The following is a 17,664-nucleotide window of genomic DNA, read 5'->3' as shown; positions in this document are numbered from 1 at the left end:
GGCCGGGCACACGAAAGGGGCGCCCCCTCAGGAGGCGCCCCTTCCCGGCATCCGCGGTGGGTGTGGGATTTGAACCCACGGTGACTCGCGCCACGACGGTTTTCAAGACCGTTCCCTTAGGCCGCTCGGGCAACCCACCTCGGCCCCGTCCCACCTGGGGCGGAGCGGCTACAGCCTACCGGCCTCGGCAGCCGTACGGGGGCTGTGGTCCGCACAGGGCCCACTGGCCGTGCTGGTGGAGCCGGGCGAGGTAGGTCCGTTCGTTGGCCAGGTGGTCACCGGTCTCCGCAGGCCCGGTCGCCCCGGCCGGCGACCGGCGGCGACGCGAGGACCCGGGAGGTCAGCTGGATGGGGTCAGTTGTCGCCCACCCGCGACCCCAGCGTCAGCTGCGCCGTGTGCTCCTGGCCGTCCCGCTTGTAGGTGAGGGTCACCTTGTCGCCCGGCTTGTGGGTCCAGATCTCGCCGATCAGGGTCGGGCCGCTGTCGATCACCATGTCGTCCAGCCTGGTGATCACGTCGCCGGGCTTGAGGCCCGCCTTGTCGGCCGGGCCCCCCGACTCGACCGGGGCGGAACCGGACGCGCCCTGGTCGGTGATCTTCGCGCCGTTCGAGGAGTCCTCCAGCGAGACGGAGGCGCCGATCTTGGCGTACACCGGCTTGCCGGTCCTGATCAGCTGCTGGGCGACGTACTTGGCCTGGTTGATGGGGATGGCGAAGCCCAGGCCGATCGAGCCGGACTGGCCGGAGCCGAAGCCGCCGCTGCTGCTCGACTGGATCGCGGAGTTGATGCCGATGACCGCTCCGGAGGCGTCCAGCAGTGGGCCGCCGGAGTTGCCCGGGTTGATCGACGCGTCGGTCTGCAGGGCGCTCATGTACGACGCCTTGCTGGTGGAGCTGCCGTCGCTGGAGGCCACCGGGCGGTTCTTGGCACTGATGATGCCGGTCGTGACCGTGTTGGACAGGCCGAAGGGCGCGCCGATGGCGATCGTCTCGTCGCCGACGGCCACCTTGTCGGAGTCGCCGAGGGCGAGCGGATTGAGGTCCGAGGGGGCGTTCTTGAGCTTGATGACGGCGACGTCGTAGCCCTGCGCGTGGCCGACGACCTCGGCGTCGTACTTCCTGCCGTTGGGGAACGTGGCCGTGAGCTTGCCGCCGTCCACCGCGTCCGCCACCACGTGGTTGTTGGTGACGATGTGGCCCTGTTTGTCGAAGACGAAGCCGGTACCGGTGCCACCCTCGCCGTTGTTGCTCTCCGCCTCGATGGTGACCGTGCTGGGCAGCGCCCTGGCGGCCACGTTGGCGATCGTGCCGGGCGCACGCTTGACCTGCGCGGCGCTGCTGTCGGAGGCGGAGACGGTGGTGGAGCCGCTGCTGTCGTGGTCCTTGGCCAGGGTGTAGCCGAGGCCGCCGCCCAGGCCGCCCGCGACCAGCGCGGCCACCAGGACCGCGGCGACGAGACCGCCGCGCCCGCTGCGGGGCTTGGGGGCGGGCTGCTGGTACGACGCTCCCCAGCCGCCGTCGCCGTACGGCGGGGTGGCCGGCGGCGGGGGCGGCCAGGAGCCGTCGGGGGCCGGACCGGAGGCGTACGGCGCGCCTGCCGGGCCCGCCGGCGCCTCGGGCGCGGGGCCCTGCGGGGAGGCGGGAGAGGCCACCGGCACGGGAGGCGCGGACGGGGCCGGGGGTACCTCGTTGCCCTCGTTCTCGGTGCTCACAGCTCTTCTCCTCGATCCACGGCTGTTGTCCCGTTGTATGCGGTCAGCTTTTCCCACGGGCCGTCAGAGCACGATAAGCGGTGGCTGTGGGTCCGGGGGTTCTCTTTATATAAGACCATTCGGGCAAAAGTTATATAAATGATCAGAGCGGATGGTGTCGTTCGCCGCAAGGACGCATCCGCGCCGCCACGTGTACCCCGGGACGGTGGCACCATGACGCGGTGACCCACGCACCACACCGCTCCCTGCAGGTCGTAGCCCACCGAGGCGCCTCGGAAGACGCGCCCGAGCACACCCTGGCCGCCTACAAGAAGGCGATCGAGGACGGCGCCGACGCCCTCGAGTGCGACGTACGGCTGACCGCCGACGGCCATCTGGTCTGCGTCCACGACCGGCGGGTGAACCGTACCTCCAACGGCCGCGGCGCCGTATCCGCCCTGGAACTGGCCGATCTCGCCGCCCTCGACTTCGGGTCCTGGAAGACGCGCGAGGCCTGGCGCGGGCGGGACGAGGAGCCCGACTGGGTGTCCCGTCCGGAGGACCCCGCGGACACCTCCGTGCTCACCCTGGAGCGGCTGCTGGAGCTGGTCGCGGACGCCGGGCGGCGGGTGGAGCTGGCCATCGAGACCAAGCACCCCACGCGCTGGGCTGGCCAGGTCGAGGAGCGGCTGCTGGAGCTGCTGAAGCGGTTTGCGCTGGACGCGCCGGCCTCCGCCGACGAGTCCCCGGTGCGGGTCATGAGCTTCTCGGCGCGTTCGCTGCACCGCGTGCGTGCCGCCGCGCCCACGCTGCCGGCGGTCTACCTGGTGCAGTTCCTCACCCCGCGGCTGCGCGACGGGCGGCTGCCCGCGGGCGTGCGGATCGCGGGGCCCTCGATCCGCATCGTGCGCAACCACCCCTCCTATGTGGAACGACTGAAACGCGCCGGCCACCAGGTGCACGTGTGGACCGTGAACGAGCCCGAGGACGTCGACCTGTGCGTGGAGCTGGGGATCGACGCCGTCATCACCAACCGGCCGGGCGCCGTCCTGCGGCAGTTGGGACGGGTGTGACCTCAAGAGGCCGGTAAAGAGCTGTGCACATGCCTTGACCCAGCTGTGCGGCTGCTGGATTCTCCCTCTCGGCCACACCAATGAAATCCAGCCATACGACAGCCATACGACCAGCCGAGGCGAAGGGCCTTCGTCACAGGGAGTACCCCGGCGCGTTCGCTCCGTACAGGGCCGTTGCGAATGCGTCACCGGAAGGGGATTGGCCGGTTTCCGGTACAGGCCAATGGGGCATCCACACCGTGGCGTGGGGCAAAGGAGGTCTCGGGGGTGGCGTTGGTGGTGGCACAGGAGGTGCCCACGTCGTCGAGCATGGCCGTACCCCATGGCCCTGCGGGCGTGGGGAAGGCGCGGCACCGGATGCGTGCACAGTTGCGCAGCGGGGGCGTGGCCGAATCGGTCATCGACGATGCCGTACTGATCCTTTCCGAACTGTTGAGCAACGCCTGCAAACACGGGCGGCCCCTGGGCGATGCGCTGTCCGGCGACGGTGATGTGCGCGCCGCGTGGCGGGTCGACGCGCGTGGCCGGCTCATCGTGGAGGTGACGGACGGCGGCGGTCCGACCCGGCCGGCGCCGGCCACGCCGTCGGTGACCGCGCACGGCGGCCGCGGGCTGAACATCATCACCGCCCTCGCCGACGACTGGGGCGTACGGGACGACGTCCACGGCGAGGTGACGGTCTGGGTGGTGGTCCACGAGGACGTGCACGATCCCGATGCCGGGGGCTGCCCGGACGGTTTCGCTACGCGCGTCACTGCGCCCGCGCTCCCGGACATGGCCGGCCTGGACTTCACCAAGGCCTTCGAGGACCTGGACTGACGGGATCTCACGGACTGACCGGCTCTCATGGACTGACGGGAATTCACGGACTCGCGGGATGTCACGGACCGGGAGACCCCGCACCGGGCCGCGGTGCACCCCGAGGTCGTCCCCAGGTTCACTCCCCTGGCGCCGAGCGGGCGTGCGTTGTCCACAGGTTCCCGTCGGTCACGGCCCGAACGGCTAGGCTCCCGCCCGTACGAGAAGAGCCGTAACCGGGAGACACCCACGATGGCCAAGAAGCGACCCCAGACGAAGGCCGAGCGGCCGCAGCTCAGCGATGCAGAGGTCCCGGTGGTCGGCGCCCGCGAACCCTGCCCCTGCGGCAGCGGCCGGCGCTACAAGGCATGCCACGGCCGGGCCGCGGCGCACGCGGCGACCGAGCTGGTGCAGCGCCCGTTCGAGGGGCTGCCCGGCGAGTGCGACTGGGTGGCGCTGCGCGAGCTGGTGCCGGCCGCGACGGCCGAGCTGACCCTCAAGGACGGCCTGCCCGAGGGCGTTCCCTCGGTCACGCTCGCCACGGTGCTGCCGATGGCCTGGCCCGCGCTGCGCCGCGACGACGGCTCGGTGCTGCTCGGCCTGCAGAACGACACGGCCTCCGGCGACCTCAGCCGCGACCTCGCCGACATCCTGCAGCGCGCCCTCCAGGCCGACCCCGGCACCCCGGTGCAGGGCCGCCGCGCCCCGTCCGGCGGTCCGCGGCTGCAGGACCTGCTCGACCTCGATGCGCCGTTCGAGCCGGTCGTGCACAGCGGTTTCGAGTTCTGGGTGCCGGACGCGGAGAACGCCACTCCGGAGGTGACCGCCTCCCTGGAGCGGGCCAACGCCGCCGCCATCCCGACGGCGAAGCTCACCGGCGTGGACGCCGCGTACTGGTGCCAGACGCCCGAGAAGAACCACCTGCGCTGGGTGATGCCGCATCCGGAGGAGCAGCTTCTGGACGCTCTCGCGCGGCTGCACGCGGCGGGCCGCTCCAGCCTGGGCGAGGGCACCCGGCTCGTGGGCTCCTTCCGTGCTCACGGCCTCACGGTGCCGGTCTGGGACCTGCCGGGCGGGGTCTCGGCGGAGGACGTGGAGAAGCCGGCCGCCGAGTTCGCCGAGCGGCTCGCCTCCGCCCTGGCCGCCGGCGAGCCGCTCACGGCGGACGAGCGCCGGGCGCGCGGCGGACTGACCAACCGGCAGGTCACGCTCAGCTGACGGCACCCGCGCGGGGCCGCAACTGAACGGTCGGTAAGGCGGGGAAGCGGCCCGCACACCAGGTGACTCCTGTCACAACTCCCCGTTGTGACAGGGAAATCGGTGGCTGAATGACCGAGGCGGAATTTGCGAACCGCGGATCTCTTGTTACGGTTCCAATAGCCCGGTTGCTGGTGCATCCCCCGTCGCCAGCAACCGGGTCTTTCCATCTCCGCGTACGGCGTACAACGCGCCGCGGACCGTCAACTCCCCTTTTGGATGACGGAGTTGCCGTCGGTGTCCGCCGAGTCGCTGCCCGAGCGCAGCAGCAGGGCGCCGTCGGCTCCGCGCGAGGCGAACTCGGTGACCGCCGTGTAGGCGTCCGGCCCGCCCTTGCTGTGCCGACGGGGTGTCTCACAGGTGGCGGGCTCGTCGTCCGCAGTCGTGACACAGTGCATCTGCAGGGTGCGGCCGTCCGGACCCATCAGGCTCAGCACGGAGTCCAGCGGCTTGCCGGTGGCGTTGCGGTAGTAGGTGCGGGCCCAGGTGTCCTCGCCCTGGGTCAGCACACAGGTCTGCGCCTCGATGCCGTCCGGGGAGGTGAGCTGGGGGCCGCACCGCGCGGCGGTGTCCAGGCCCAGCCCGAGCAGCCGGGGCGCCCCGCCGGACGGCGGAATCTTGCCGTCCGCGGACCCGGTGGCGTCCTCGCGGGAACCGGTGCCGTCCTCGCCCCCGGAGGCCTTCTGTCGCCCTGACTTCTCCCCGCCGTGCGGCTTTGCAGCCGCCGCATGCCGGGCCGCCTCGCCCACCTGCACCGCGGACGCCACAGCCAACGGCAGCACGACCGCGGCCGACACGCCGCCGACGAGCGCGAGCAGCCGCAGCCTGTGGGATTCCGGTCCGCCCCGCTGTGGCGATCTGCGGCCGTGTCGCCCGGAGTGTCGACGGCCATGTCCCCCAGAAATTCGCAGCATGTGCGGAAGATAACGATCGCGTGGGGCTTGCCCGCCACGACCGTGCCGGAGACCGCTACAACTCGGGTGCGATCACACCCGTACGAGTGAGGGCGTCGACCACGGCGTCGACCACGGCCTCCACATCGGGCACCCAGGGCGCGGCCGAACCCGGCAGCGGGGCACGCTCCCAGCGGACGGCGCCCTGGCCGGTCTCGGACGGGGGCAGGGCGAGATAACCGCCCTCGCCGTGAAAGCGCAGGGAACCGGGGACGAAGTCCTTGGCGTAGAGCAGTTCGCCCAACTGCTCCATCGAGTACGGCTTGACGAGCAGCGCCCAGCGGTTGGGCGCGGCGATCACCGGGCCGAGGCGCATGCCCCGCCGGTCGAGCAGGGCGAGAGCGCGCGAGGCGGCGAGCGCCGGCAGGCTGACCGCGCAGGGCGCCCTGCCTCCGGTGGCCAGGATGACCGGCGCGCTCGGCCGATTGGTCCACCACCAGCGCACCATGCGCGCGTCGGTCGTGGCCGCGAGCAGGCCGGGTTCGAAGGGGTGCGCACCCGGCACCGTGCATTCGGGATCGGGGCAGGCGCAGCGGGCCCGCCCCTGCGGGTCGGGGGCCACGCCCGGGAGTACGGGCCACTGCCACTCGGTCGCGAAGGTCAGGGCCGCGCCGATCAGCTCAGGCCTTCCGTCGTTACGCCGGGGCCTCCCGTCGTTCCGCTTGGACAGGAGCCTGCGTCGCCTTCCGAGGATCTCGCGCATGAGCGCTCGTTCCTTTCCGTTGCACCGCTGGCAACACCGTGGTCCACATCATGTGTCGATCACTTCACTGTGCGTACCTGTTGGCGCATCACACCCCTGCGCACAGCAGGGGGAACCCCAGGGGGTCGAGCATGGGCCGCGTCCGCGTCCCCGGTGCGTCCATCACAAGCACGGGTGCGGCGCGGGGGTGGCGAAGTCTGGCGTTTTGCCGTCGCGCGTGTTTCTCTCCGCCTCCGCCAGGGAGGATGGGGCTCGGCCGTCGGTGGCTATGACGCCCGGGTCCGTCGCCAGGTTCCGGGTGGCCCCCAACCACCCCTGGCCTTCTCCGAGTACGTACCCATCACGACCGCTGTGACGCTCTGTGGAGCAGGGCCAGTCGACCGCAATGAACCGATACCCGAGGCAGTTTCAAGCCAACTTGGCAGTAAGGCAAGGGGTTCGGAAGAAACCCTCGGCAACCCCATGGACACCAGGAATCCCCGCAGGACAATGCTGGACATCCCCTCACGAGTGCGTGTACATGTGGAGACACTGCTAGCGGCGCAGAATGACATGGGGGTTTGCGATGCTTTTCAGCAATACGCACCGGTCTGAAGGCCGGACGCCATGAACGCCCCGCACCCTCCGAAAGTGGCCGGAATCGATCCAACAGTTTCCACGTCAGCACACACTGTCGCGCCCGCTCCCCCCGCCCCCGGCGCCGCTGCTTCCCCGGACACCCCTCCCGTCCCCGCCCCGCACGCCCCCGCGCCCGGCACCCTCCTCCAGGACCGGCTGGCCGGCTGGGTCTCCGACCTCACCACCCTCCATGAACTCACCGAGCGCCTGTCCCGCACGGACACGCTGGAAGGCGCCCTCCACGAGCTGCTGCGCGCCGGAGCCGCCCTCGTCGGCGCCCGGCGCGGCATCGTCGCCCTGGAACCCGGCGACGGACGCGGCCCCCGCACCACCCTCGGCCTCGGCCTCGGCCGCGCCGACCTCGGCCACATCGAGACCGTCCCGCGCGGCGCACTGCCGTACGACACCGCAGCCGCCGCCGAGATCGTCCACCCCGACCTGTTCGCCGAGGACGGCCTCGACCCCCGGCACCGCGAGGTGGCTGCCCGCCTCGGCTACGCCGCCAGCTACTGCCTGCCCCTCGCCACCGAATCCGCCGGCCGCTACGGCGCCGCCGTCTGGCTGTACGACGAGCCGGCCGAACCCCACGAGCGCCGGCGCCACCTCGCCGGCCTCTACGTCCGGCACGCCACCGAGCACCTCGCCCGGCTGCTGGAAGTGGAACGCACGCGCGCGTGCGTGGCGACCCTCACCGAGGAACTGCTGCCCACCCGGCTGCCCCGCGTGCCCGGCGTCCAGCTCGCCGCCCGCCGCCGCACCGGTCCGCGCGGCGGCGGCGACTGGTACGACGCGCTGCCGCTGCCGGACGCCGCGCTCGGCCTCTCCGTCGGTTCGGTCACCGGCTCCGGTCCGAGTGCCGTGGCCGCCATGGGCCGGCTGCGCGCCTCGCTGCGCGCCTACGCGGTGATGGAGGGCGAGGACCCGGTCGCCGTCCTGTCCGACCTGGAGCTGCTGCTGCGGCTGACCGAGCCCGCCCGCTCGGCCACCGCCCTGTTCGCCTACTGCGAGCCCGCCCTGCGCAAGGTCACCCTGGCCGGCGCCGGCCACAGTCCGCCGCTGCTGATCGGCGAGCGGCGCACCGAGTTCGCCGAGACCTCCGTCTCCGCGCCGCTCGGCATGCTCGCCTGCTGGGAGGCGCCCAGCGTGGAGATCCAGGCCGAGGCCGGGGAGACGGTGCTGCTGTACACCGACGGGCTGCTGCACCGTACCGGCGACTCGATGGACCGCGCCTTCGCCCGGCTGCACTCGGCCGCCGCGAGCATCCCGCGCACGCTGCGCCACGACCCCGGCGCGATCGCCGACCACGTCCTGCGCACCGTCCTGCCGGAGGGTCTGGACACGGCCGACAGCGAGGAGGACGTGGTGCTGCTGGCGGCCCGCTTCGACTGAGCCCGCCTGGAATGACCGGGCATAACAGGGCATCCGGCCCTGGTCCGCTCCTGGTACGACCGTACGATGATGGAGGTCCCCGCTCGGCCACAAGCAGGAGCGACGCGGGCCCCGGGGGAGATCACCAGGCGTATCGAGGAGGATCACGTGTCCGACGAGCTCAACCCGGTCGTGCCCGACACCGCTACCGCGGAGGGCCCCGAGACCGAGTCCGAGGAGCCCATCAAGCAGCGGAAGAACGGCCTGTACCCGGGCGTCTCCGACGAGCTGGCCGAGAACATGAAGTCCGGCTGGGCCGACACGGAACTGCGTGACCTGAAGCCCGTCCCGCAGGCCGCCGAGACCGCGCGCCGCCGCGCCGCGCTGTCCGCCCGCTTCCCGGGCGAGCGCCTGGTGATCCCGGCGGGCAATCTGAAGACCCGCTCGAACGACACCGAGTACCCCTTCCGGTCCTCCGTCGAGTACGCGTACCTCACCGGCAACCAGACCGAGGACGGCGTCCTGGTCCTGGAGCCCAAGGACGACGGCCACGAGGAAACGATCTACCTGCTGCCCCGCTCGGACCGCGAGAACGGCGAGTTCTGGCTCTCCGGCCAGGGCGAGCTGTGGGTGGGCCGCCGCCACTCCCTCGCCGAGTCGGAGGCGCTGTACGGCATCCCGGCCGCGGACGTACGGGAGCTGGCGGACAAGCTGCGCGAGGCCACCGGCCCGGTGCGCGTCGTGCGCGGCCACGACGCCGGCATCGAGGCCGCCCTGACCGACAAGGTCACCGCCGAGCGCGACGAGGAGCTGCGCGTCTTCCTCTCCGAGGCCCGTCTGATCAAGGACGAGTTCGAGATCGGCGAGCTGCAGAAGGCCGTCGACTCGACGGTGCGCGGCTTCGAGGACGTCGTGAAGGTCCTCGACAAGGCCGAGGCCACCTCCGAGCGCTACATCGAGGGCACGTTCTTCCTCCGCGCGCGCGTGGAGGGCAACGACGTCGGCTACGGCTCCATCTGCGCGGCCGGCCCGCACGCCTGCACCCTGCACTGGGTGCGCAACGACGGCCCGGTCCGCTCCGGCGACCTGCTCCTGCTCGACGCCGGCGTGGAGACGCACACCCTCTACACCGCCGACGTCACGCGCACGCTGCCGGTCAACGGCACGTACAGCGAGATCCAGAAGAAGATCTACGACGCCGTGTACGAGGCCCAGGAGGCCGGAATCGCGGCGGTCAAGCCGGGCGCCAAGTACCGCGACTTCCACGACGCCGCCCAGCGCGTGCTCGCCGAGAAGCTCGTCGAGTGGGGCCTGGTCGAGGGCCCGGTCGAGCGCGTCCTGGAGCTGGGCCTGCAGCGCCGCTGGACCCTGCACGGCACCGGCCACATGCTCGGCATGGACGTCCACGACTGCGCTGCCGCGCGGACCGAGACGTACGTGGACGGCGTCCTGGAGCCGGGCATGGTGCTCACCGTCGAGCCGGGGCTGTACTTCCAGGCCGACGACCTGACCGTGCCGGAGGAGTACCGGGGCATCGGGGTGCGGATCGAGGACGACATCCTCGTCACCGAGGACGGCAACCGAAACCTTTCGGCCGGTCTGCCGCGCCGCTCCGACGAGGTCGAGGCGTGGATGGCCGCGCTCAAGGGCTGATCTGAGATTCAATGGCCGGGTACCGGGCAGGTGCCCGGCCATTCGCGTGCCTGGGGGAAGGTTCTCGTGGACGACTTCTGGTCCGGTGTCGGTGTCGATCTGCATCTGGAGCCGGACTCGGCGGACGGGCGCCGTATCGGACTGGAGCGGGCTCTGCGGGACGCCGTACGGGACGGGCGGCTCGTGCCCGGGACCCGGTTGCCGGCCACCCGGCGGCTCGCCGCCGGGCTCGGCATCTCGCGCGGCACCGCCAAGGCCGCCTACGACCAGCTCGTCGCCGAAGGATATCTGACGGCCCGTCAGGGTTCGGGCACCCGGGTCGCCGAGCTGCCGGCCGTCGCATCGGCGGAACCGGGGACGGCGACACACACGCGTGCCCCGCGTTTCGATCTGCGCCCCGGCAGCCCGGACGTCGGCGCGTTCCCCGCGGCGGCCTGGCTGCGCGCGCTGCGCCGGGCCATAGCGACGGCGCCCTCACTGGCGTACGACTACGGCGACCCGCGCGGCCGGATCGAGCTGCGCACCGCGCTCTCCGGCTATCTGGGCCGGGCACGCGGGGTGCTCGCGCCGCCGGAGCGGATCGTCATCACCTCCGGGTACGTGCAGGGCCTCGCGCTCCTCACACGCGTGCTGGACGGCGCCGCCGTCGCCATGGAGGACCCCGGGCTGCCGTTCCACCGGGAGGTGGTGCGGCGCAACGGCGGAACGGTCCTGCCGGTCCCGGTGGACGCGCGCGGGGTGCGCCCCGAGGAGCTGGACGAGGCGGCCGCGGTGGTCGTCACCCCCGCGCACCAGTACCCGACCGGGGTGACCCTGCGTCCCGAGCGGCGGCGGGCGCTCGGCGACTGGGCACGCGCGCGTGGCGGACTGATCGTCGAGGACGACTACGACGGGGAGTTCCGCTACGACCGCCAGCCGGTGGGCGCCTTGCAGGGCATGGCGCCCGGCCAGGTGGTGTACCTCGGCACGGCCTCCAAGACGCTCGGCCCGGCGCTGCGGCTCGGCTGGATGGTGCTGCCGCCGCACCTGGTCGACGCGGTCGCCGACGCCAAGCTGCACAGCGACCACCACACCGAGACCATCGGCCAGCTGGCGCTCGCCGAGCTGATCGACAGTCATGCCTACGACCGGCACGTCCGCGCGTGCCGGCTGCGCTACCGGCGCCGCCGCGACCAGCTGCTGGCCCGGCTGGGCGCGGGCCGGAACGTGCACGGCATCGCGGCCGGCCTGCACGCCCTGATCGACGTGCCCGACGAGGCCGAGGTGCTGGCCCGCGCAGCGGCGGAGGGCCTCGCCCTGGGCGCCCTCGGCGACCACTGGCACGCCCCCGGCCCCGACCGGCCGCAGGGCCTGGTCGTCGGCTACGGCACACCCCGCGAACGGGCGTATCCGGAGGCCCTGGAGGCCCTGGCGAAGGTCCTCGGCAGGGGCTGAGCGCGCCGAGCCCCGGCTCAGAGGACCGGATCGTGGTCGTGCAGGACCCGCTGGAAGAGGCGGCAGTCGCGCCGCTGCCCGTCGATGTGCAGGTACTTCGGGGCCATGCCGATCGGTTCGAAGCCGCACTTCGCCAGCACCCGCTGTGAGCCGATGTTGTCGAGCAGCGTGGACGCCTCGATCCGGTGCAGCCCCACCACATCCCGCGCGATCTCGCAGACCCGCTCCACCGCGGCGCCGGCCAGGCCCTGTTTCTGCTGGTCGGCGGCGACCCAGTAGCCGAGCGACGCACTGCAGAAGGGTCCTCGGACGATCCCGGTCAGGGTGACGGTCCCGACGATCCGCCCATGCGCCGCCTGGAACACCAGGGGCACCGCGGCGCCCTCGGCGAACAGATGCAGCAGCCCCCGGATCCGCTCGCGCTGTCCCGCCCCGGTGAAGAAGGACTCCGGCCGGTGCGGCTCCCACGGCCGCAGGTGCTCGCGGTTGTCCACGTAGGCCGCGCACAGCGTGTCCGCGTCGGTCTCCGCCAGCAGCCGCAGTGTCACCCCGGCCGCTATCTCTGCGCTCTCGATCCGCATGCCGACACTATGCCGTCAGCAGTGAAGGATCCTTCTTCCATTTGAGGATCTTGTCGAAGCTGACCACCGTGCCGCCGCGGCCGGGCTTGGGGCCGATGTGGACGTGGTCGGCGAGTTCGCGGATGAGACACAGACCCCGGCCGTGCTCGGCGTCCGGGCGGGCGGGCCGGAGGTCGTGGGCGCGGGAGAAACCCGGTCCGGAATCGGCCACTTCGATGCGGCACTTCTCGCCGTCGAGGTACGCGGTCACCCGGTACGCCTCCGAGGAGCCGCCGTTCGGGGTGTCACCGCCGTGCTCGACGGCGTTCGCGCAGGCCTCGCTCAGGGCGACGGAGAGGTCGTAGGAGATCTCGGGGTCGACGCCCGCCGTCTCCATGGTGCCGATCAGCAGCCGTCGGGCGAGCGGCACGCTCGCGGCCTCGCGGCGCAGATGGAGTGACCACCAGATGCTCATGCTCCAGCCTCCTGGCCGCGGCTCGACATACCGATACGTATTGCCGCCCGTAGGGGGCCGTAAGCACACAGTTGACGTGACTCCGCCCATACAGCCGATGCGCCGGGGGAGGAATCGGTGTATGAGGGACGTTCCCGCGGCCCTGTCGTAGGACGCCGATAAGCACAGTGGGATGATGAGGCCGCCATGACTGCCCCCCACCCGCGCACGGCGCGTCCCGGAGCCGGGCTCCGGATCCTGCGGGCCGCGGTGTTCGCCGCGGTCTGTGTCGCGCTGTCCGCGTGCGGGCACACCCTCGCCTCCTGTGCGAGCGTGCCGCTGTGGACGCTGGGTGCGGGCTTCCTGGGCTGTCTGCTGCTCGTGGTGCCGCTCGCCGGGCGGGCCCGCTCACTGCCGGGCATCGCCGCGCTCCTCGCACTCGGCCAGGGCGCGCTGCACACGCTGTTCGTGCTGGGCCGGCACGGGACCGCCATGGCCCCGGGCGGGATGACCTCGGGCGGGATGGCCTCGGGCGGCATGGCGATGACGGCACCGGGTGCGCGCGGCTCCTCGTTGAGCGACACCGCGCTCGTCGAGCAGGCCGCGCGCTTCCTGTGCGGTTCGAACCCCACCGCCCTCACCCCCGGGCGTGCCTTCCACGTCCTGCTCACCGCCCACCTCATCGATCGCTCGGGCCGGCCCGTGACCGTCCTGGGCGGCGTGTACCGCACCCAGGACACCGCCGGCTCCGCCGCGGGGCTGCTGCCCTCGCTGCCGATGCTGCTCGGCCACGTCCTCGCGGCCGTCGCCGTCGGCTGGCTGCTGCGCCGCGGCGATCTCGCCCTGCTCCGGCTGATCGAGCTGTCGGCGCACGGAGTCGCGGAGGGGGCGCTCGTACGATCCCTGCGGGCGGCGCTGGCGCTGGCGCACGCCCTGTGCGCCGGGCTGCTGCCCGCCTCCGCGCCCCGTCCGGGCGGCCGTCGTACCGCGCGGGACGACGCGCCCGGCCCGCACACCACCGCACTCCAGCACACGGTGATCCGGCGCGGCCCGCCCGCCGCCGGTTTCCTCCTCGCCGCCTGACGCGACGCGCGCACCACTCCACTGATCCGAGAGGGAGAGGGCTGCCGCCGTCGCGCGGCACGCGCGCGTGCGCGTCCTCTCCTCGCCATCAGAACTCTCAGAGTGGAGTGCTCCTGTCATGCAGGTTTCCCGAATCGCTTCCCGTGTCACCGCTGCCGGCGCCGTCGCGGGCACGGCCGTACTGGCGCTGTCCGTCCCCGCCTTCGCGCACGTCACCGTCCAGCCGGAGGGCACCGCGGCCAAGGGCGGCTACGCCGTCGTCGACTTCAAGGTCCCCAACGAGCGCGACAAGGCCTCGACCACCAAGGTCGAGGTCAGCCTTCCGGCCGACCACCCGATCGCCTCGGTCATGGCCCAGCCCGTGCCCGGCTGGAACGTGCAGGTCACCAAGTCCAAGCTGGCCAAACCGCTGACCGTGCACGACGAGAAGATCGACGAGGCCGTCACCAAGGTCACCTGGACCGCCGCCGACGGCAAGGGCATCCAGCCCGGCTACTTCCAGAAGTTCCCGCTCTCCCTCGGCGCCCTGCCCGACAACGCCGACCAGCTCGTCTTCAAGGCGATCCAGACGTACTCCGACAAGGAGGTCGTGCGCTGGATCGAGGTGCCGCAGGCCGGCCAGGACGAGCCGGAGAACCCGGCGCCGGTGCTGGAGCTGTCCGCCGCCACCGACGACCACCACGGCACGGCGAGCGCCGAGGACGCCTCCGAGAAGACCGCGAACGCGGCCGCCGCCACCGGCTCCCGCACCGACACCACCGCGCGCGTGCTCGGCGTGGTCGGCATCGTCATCGGCATCGCAGGCGTGGCCTACGGCGTCCTCGCGGGCCGCCGCCGCACCGCCTGAGCCCCGCCGCTTCCGGACCGCGCACGGGGGTCGTACGACGCGTGCGACGCTGTCATGGCCGTTTGCCATGGCTGTCGTACGACCCCGGTACGCACCGGAGTACTCACACCTGGGACATTTTTCTATGCGCAAGAAGACGTTCGCCGCGGCCGCGCTGCTCGCCGCCGCCACCCTGACCCTCTCCGCCTGCGGCAGCGGGAACGACGGCAAGGCACCGATCGCCGTGGTCTCGGAGGAGTCCGACTCGGGCAAGCCCGCCATCGTCCTCGACAAGCCCTTCGAGAAGCCGGACCTCGTCCTCACCGACACGCACGGCAAGAAGTACGACCTCCGCAAGGAGACCCAGGGCCGTCCGACCCTGCTGTACTTCGGCTACACCCACTGCCCCGACATCTGCCCGACGACGATGAGCAACATCGCCGTCGCCAAGAAGGCGCTGCCCAAGGCCGAGCAGAACGACCTGAGGGTCGTCTTCGTCACCACCGACCCCGGCCGTGACACCCCGGCCGAGCTGGCCAAGTGGCTCAAGGGCATCGACCCGCAGTTCATCGGCCTGACCGGGGACTTCGCCACCGTCCAGGCCGGTGCCCGCTCGGTCGGCATCACCGTCGAGCCGACGACGAAGGACAAGAACGGCAAGCTCGTCTCCGTTCACGGCACCCAGGTCATCGCCTTCTCACCGAAGACGGACGGCGGTTACGTCTACTACGGCGAGAACACCACGGTCGACGACTACACCAAGGACCTGCCCAAGCTCGTGAAGGGGGAGAAGCCGTGAGGCGCCACGCCCTTGTGACGGCGGCTGTCTGCACGGGGGCCCTCGCCCTCGCGGGCTGCTCGGGCTCCGGGCCGAAGGCCGGCTCCGCGAAGGCCGAGCTGTCGGTGAACGGGCCGTACATGCCGCAGCCGGTCTCCGCCGACATGGCCGCCGGCTTTCTGACGATCACCAACAACGGCGGCGCGAAGGACGAGCTGACCGCGGTGAGCAGTGACACCGCCGGCCAGGTCACCATGCACAGCACCATGGGCGGCGCCATGCAGGAGAAGACCTCCTTCGCGATACCCGCCCATGGTCAACTCGTGTTCAAAAGCGGCGGCAACCACCTGATGTTCGAGAAGCTGAAACGCAAGCCGAAGCAGGGCCAGACGGTCACCGTGAAGCTCACCTTCGCCGAGTCCGGGCCCCTCACCGTCGAGATGCCGGTGAAGTCCGCCACGTACAACCCTTCGACCGGCCACTGAGGGAGGACCGACCACCGTGACGCGGACCATCACCCCCACGCGACACCGGAGCAGCCTGCGCACCCTGGTGCTGCTGCTCCTCGCCGTCACCGGCGCACTGCTCGCGGGTGCCGCACCGGCCTCCGCCCACGCGGCGCTGACCGGCAGCGACCCCGCGCAGGGGGTGGTGGTCAAGCAGGCACCCAGCCAGGTGGCGCTGACCTTCTCCGAGAAGGTGGCGATGAACGACGACTCCCTGCGCGTCCTCGACCCCAAGGGCAAGCCGGTCCAGACCGGCACACCCGCCAACCTGAGCGGGACGACCTACGCCGTGCGGCTCAAGAGCGGCCTGGGCAAGGGCACCTACACGGTGACCTACCAGGTCGTCTCCGCCGACAGCCACCCCGTCTCCGGCGCCTACACGTTCTCCATCGGGGCGCCCTCGCAGACCGTGGTCTCCGGCACCGGGCCGGTCGCGGGCGGCGGAGTCGTGGGCGGGCTCTACGCGTTCGGGCGGTACGCGTCGTACGCCGGGTTCATCGTGCTCGCCGGCGGCGCGGCGTTCGTGCTCGCCTGCTGGCAGCGCGGCGCGGGCGTACGGGCCCTGCAGCGGCTGGTCGTCGGAGGCTGGCTCACGCTCACCGCGGCCACCCTGTGGCTGCTGCTCCTGCGCGGCGCGTACACCACCTCCGGGAAGGTCGCCGACGTCTTCGACCTCGGTCTGCTCGGCCAGGTGCTGCAGACCAAGACCGGTGCGGCGCTGGTCTCCCGGCTGCTGCTGCTCGCCGCCGCCGCGCTGTTCATCGCCGTCCTCTTCGGCGCGTTCACCAAGCGCGAGGAGGGCCCGGAGAAGCGTGATCTGACCTTCGGGCTCGCGGTCGGCGGGGTGGTCGTCGCGGCGGGGCTCGCCACCAGCTGGGCCATGGCCGAGCACGCCTCGGTCGGACTCCAGCCGGGCATCGCCATGCCGGTCGACGTCCTCCACCTGCTCGCGGTCGCCACCTGGCTGGGCGGGCTCACCGCCCTGCTGGTCGCCCTGTACCGGGCGCCCGCCGGGACACCGGTTCAGGCCTCCGCGGTGCGCCGCTTCTCCCGCGTGGCCTTCGGCTCCGTCATCGCGCTCGTCGCGACCGGCACCTACCAGTCCTGGCGCCAGCTGGGGTCCTGGTCGGCGTTCACCGACACCCGGTACGGACAGCTGCTGCTGGTCAAGATCGGGCTGGTGGCGCTGCTGATCGGCATCGCGTCCGTTTCGCGGCGGTGGACGGGCCGGCTCGCCGACGCCGTCGCCCTCGCCAGGCCCGCCAAGGAACGTGTCGCCGCGTCGAAGGCGGCCGGGAAGAGCAGCGGCTCCGGGGACTCCCGGCGCGCCGCCCAGCTCGCCCGGCAGCAGGCCGCGATGGACGCCGCCCGGCAGAAGCGGCTGCGGGACGGCGACCCGAACCGTCTCGGGCTGCGCCGCTCGGTGCTCGCCGAGGCCGGTGTCGCGGTGGTCCTGCTCGCCGTCACCACCTGGCTGACCCAGACCGAGCCGGGCCGCACCGAGCTGGAGGCCAAGGCCGCCGCCCCGTCCTCGTCCAGCTCTTCGACGGCGCCCTCGAACGGCGCCCTCACCCTGGACATGCCCTTCGACACCGGCGGCACCGACGGCAAGGGCGTCGTCAGCATCGACCTCGACCCCGCGCGCGTGGGCGGCAACGAGATGCACGTGTACGTCCAGCGGCCCAACGGCCGGGCCTTCGACATCCCCGAGGTGAAGGTCGCCTTCACCCTGGAGGCGAAGAAGATCGGCCCGCTTCCCGTGACCCCCGACCACATCACGACCGGCCACTGGTCGGCGAACGGAGTACAGATCCCCATGGCCGGCGACTGGAAGATCGCCGTGACCGTGCGGACCTCCGACGTCGACCAGGTGACCGTCTCCAAGAACGCGCAGATCGGCTGACCGAC

Annotated in this window: 16 protein-coding genes and 1 tRNA gene; 11 read left to right on the top strand and 6 right to left on the bottom strand. The window is 72.0% G+C overall.

Annotation, left to right across the window (positions count from 1 at the left end):
• Positions 1-54: 54 nt before the first annotated feature.
• A tRNA-Ser gene (locus tag ACIGXP_RS11850) sits at positions 55-139 on the bottom strand.
• 215 nt (positions 140-354) lie between these two features.
• On the bottom strand, positions 355-1,713 hold the full coding sequence (locus tag ACIGXP_RS11845; protein ID WP_399766996.1) for a S1C family serine protease: 1,359 nt from the start codon (positions 1,711-1,713) through the stop codon (positions 355-357).
• Between the two features lie 221 nt (positions 1,714-1,934).
• Here ACIGXP_RS11845 and ACIGXP_RS11840 point away from each other — a divergent pair, with 221 nt between their 5' ends.
• The 3 genes from ACIGXP_RS11840 to ACIGXP_RS11830 all read left to right on the top strand — a co-directional run bounded on the left by ACIGXP_RS11840 (position 1,935) and on the right by ACIGXP_RS11830 (position 4,781).
• On the top strand, positions 1,935-2,765 hold the full coding sequence (locus ACIGXP_RS11840) for a glycerophosphodiester phosphodiesterase (RefSeq protein ID WP_399766993.1): 831 nt from the start codon (positions 1,935-1,937) through the stop codon (positions 2,763-2,765).
• A gap of 180 nt (positions 2,766-2,945) precedes the next feature.
• Positions 2,946-3,584, top strand: a complete 639-nt coding sequence (locus tag ACIGXP_RS11835; protein WP_363216370.1) for an ATP-binding protein — start codon at positions 2,946-2,948, stop codon at positions 3,582-3,584.
• Between the two features lie 231 nt (positions 3,585-3,815).
• The gene (locus ACIGXP_RS11830; protein WP_399766989.1) at positions 3,816-4,781 is read left to right on the top strand and encodes a DUF5926 family protein; all 966 of its coding nucleotides are present in this window, start codon (positions 3,816-3,818) and stop codon (positions 4,779-4,781) included.
• A gap of 242 nt (positions 4,782-5,023) precedes the next feature.
• On the opposite strand, the gene ACIGXP_RS11825 is transcribed toward ACIGXP_RS11830, so the two are convergent.
• Both ACIGXP_RS11825 and ACIGXP_RS11820 read right to left on the bottom strand, forming a co-directional pair.
• On the bottom strand, positions 5,024-5,617 hold the full coding sequence (locus ACIGXP_RS11825; RefSeq protein WP_399766987.1) for a hypothetical protein: 594 nt from the start codon (positions 5,615-5,617) through the stop codon (positions 5,024-5,026).
• Positions 5,618-5,789: 172 nt separating this feature from the next.
• Complete coding sequence (locus ACIGXP_RS11820; protein ID WP_363216367.1) at positions 5,790-6,476, bottom strand: bifunctional DNA primase/polymerase; 687 nt, start codon at positions 6,474-6,476, stop codon at positions 5,790-5,792.
• A 606-nt stretch (positions 6,477-7,082) separates the two neighbouring features.
• On the opposite strand from ACIGXP_RS11820, the gene ACIGXP_RS11815 reads away from it, so the two are divergent.
• The 3 genes from ACIGXP_RS11815 to ACIGXP_RS11805 all read left to right on the top strand — a co-directional run bounded on the left by ACIGXP_RS11815 (position 7,083) and on the right by ACIGXP_RS11805 (position 11,549).
• Complete coding sequence (locus tag ACIGXP_RS11815) at positions 7,083-8,483, top strand: PP2C family protein-serine/threonine phosphatase (protein ID WP_399766983.1); 1,401 nt, start codon at positions 7,083-7,085, stop codon at positions 8,481-8,483.
• Between the two features lie 147 nt (positions 8,484-8,630).
• On the top strand, positions 8,631-10,115 hold the full coding sequence (locus ACIGXP_RS11810; protein ID WP_363214055.1) for an aminopeptidase P family protein: 1,485 nt from the start codon (positions 8,631-8,633) through the stop codon (positions 10,113-10,115).
• 66 nt (positions 10,116-10,181) lie between these two features.
• Positions 10,182-11,549, top strand: a complete 1,368-nt coding sequence (locus tag ACIGXP_RS11805) for a PLP-dependent aminotransferase family protein (RefSeq protein ID WP_399766979.1) — start codon at positions 10,182-10,184, stop codon at positions 11,547-11,549.
• Positions 11,550-11,566: 17 nt separating this feature from the next.
• On the opposite strand, the gene ACIGXP_RS11800 is transcribed toward ACIGXP_RS11805, so the two are convergent.
• Together ACIGXP_RS11800 and ACIGXP_RS11795 are read right to left on the bottom strand one after the other, a co-directional pair.
• A complete protein-coding gene (locus ACIGXP_RS11800) occupies positions 11,567-12,130 on the bottom strand; it encodes a GNAT family N-acetyltransferase (RefSeq protein ID WP_399766976.1) in 564 nt (187 codons plus the stop codon).
• A gap of 7 nt (positions 12,131-12,137) precedes the next feature.
• Positions 12,138-12,584 (bottom strand): ATP-binding protein, encoded by a 447-nt coding sequence (locus ACIGXP_RS11795; protein ID WP_363214058.1) that lies wholly within the window; start codon positions 12,582-12,584, stop codon positions 12,138-12,140.
• A gap of 186 nt (positions 12,585-12,770) precedes the next feature.
• Between ACIGXP_RS11795 and ACIGXP_RS11790 the strand changes: the two genes are divergently transcribed.
• The 5 genes from ACIGXP_RS11790 (at position 12,771) to ACIGXP_RS11770 (ending at position 17,659) form a co-directional block, all read left to right on the top strand.
• Positions 12,771-13,646, top strand: coding sequence for a hypothetical protein (locus ACIGXP_RS11790; protein WP_399766971.1), 876 nt, complete (start codon positions 12,771-12,773; stop codon positions 13,644-13,646).
• 118 nt (positions 13,647-13,764) lie between these two features.
• Positions 13,765-14,493, top strand: a complete 729-nt coding sequence (locus ACIGXP_RS11785) for a YcnI family protein (protein WP_399766968.1) — start codon at positions 13,765-13,767, stop codon at positions 14,491-14,493.
• Positions 14,494-14,617: 124 nt separating this feature from the next.
• Positions 14,618-15,271: an SCO family protein gene (locus tag ACIGXP_RS11780; RefSeq protein ID WP_399766965.1), complete on the top strand. Its 654-nt coding sequence runs from the start codon at positions 14,618-14,620 to the stop codon at positions 15,269-15,271.
• Positions 15,268-15,735: a copper chaperone PCu(A)C gene (locus ACIGXP_RS11775; RefSeq protein WP_363214062.1), complete on the top strand. Its 468-nt coding sequence runs from the start codon at positions 15,268-15,270 to the stop codon at positions 15,733-15,735. The genes ACIGXP_RS11780 and ACIGXP_RS11775 overlap by 4 nt, the downstream gene beginning before the upstream one ends.
• Before the next feature lie 16 nt (positions 15,736-15,751).
• Positions 15,752-17,659, top strand: coding sequence for a copper resistance CopC/CopD family protein (locus ACIGXP_RS11770; protein WP_399766961.1), 1,908 nt, complete (start codon positions 15,752-15,754; stop codon positions 17,657-17,659).
• Positions 17,660-17,664: the final 5 nt, after the last annotated feature.

Source organism: Streptomyces sp. NPDC053069, from assembly GCF_044546895.1.
Classification (GTDB): domain Bacteria; phylum Actinomycetota; class Actinomycetes; order Streptomycetales; family Streptomycetaceae; genus Streptomyces.
This window is presented reverse-complemented; position numbering and strand designations above follow the sequence as displayed.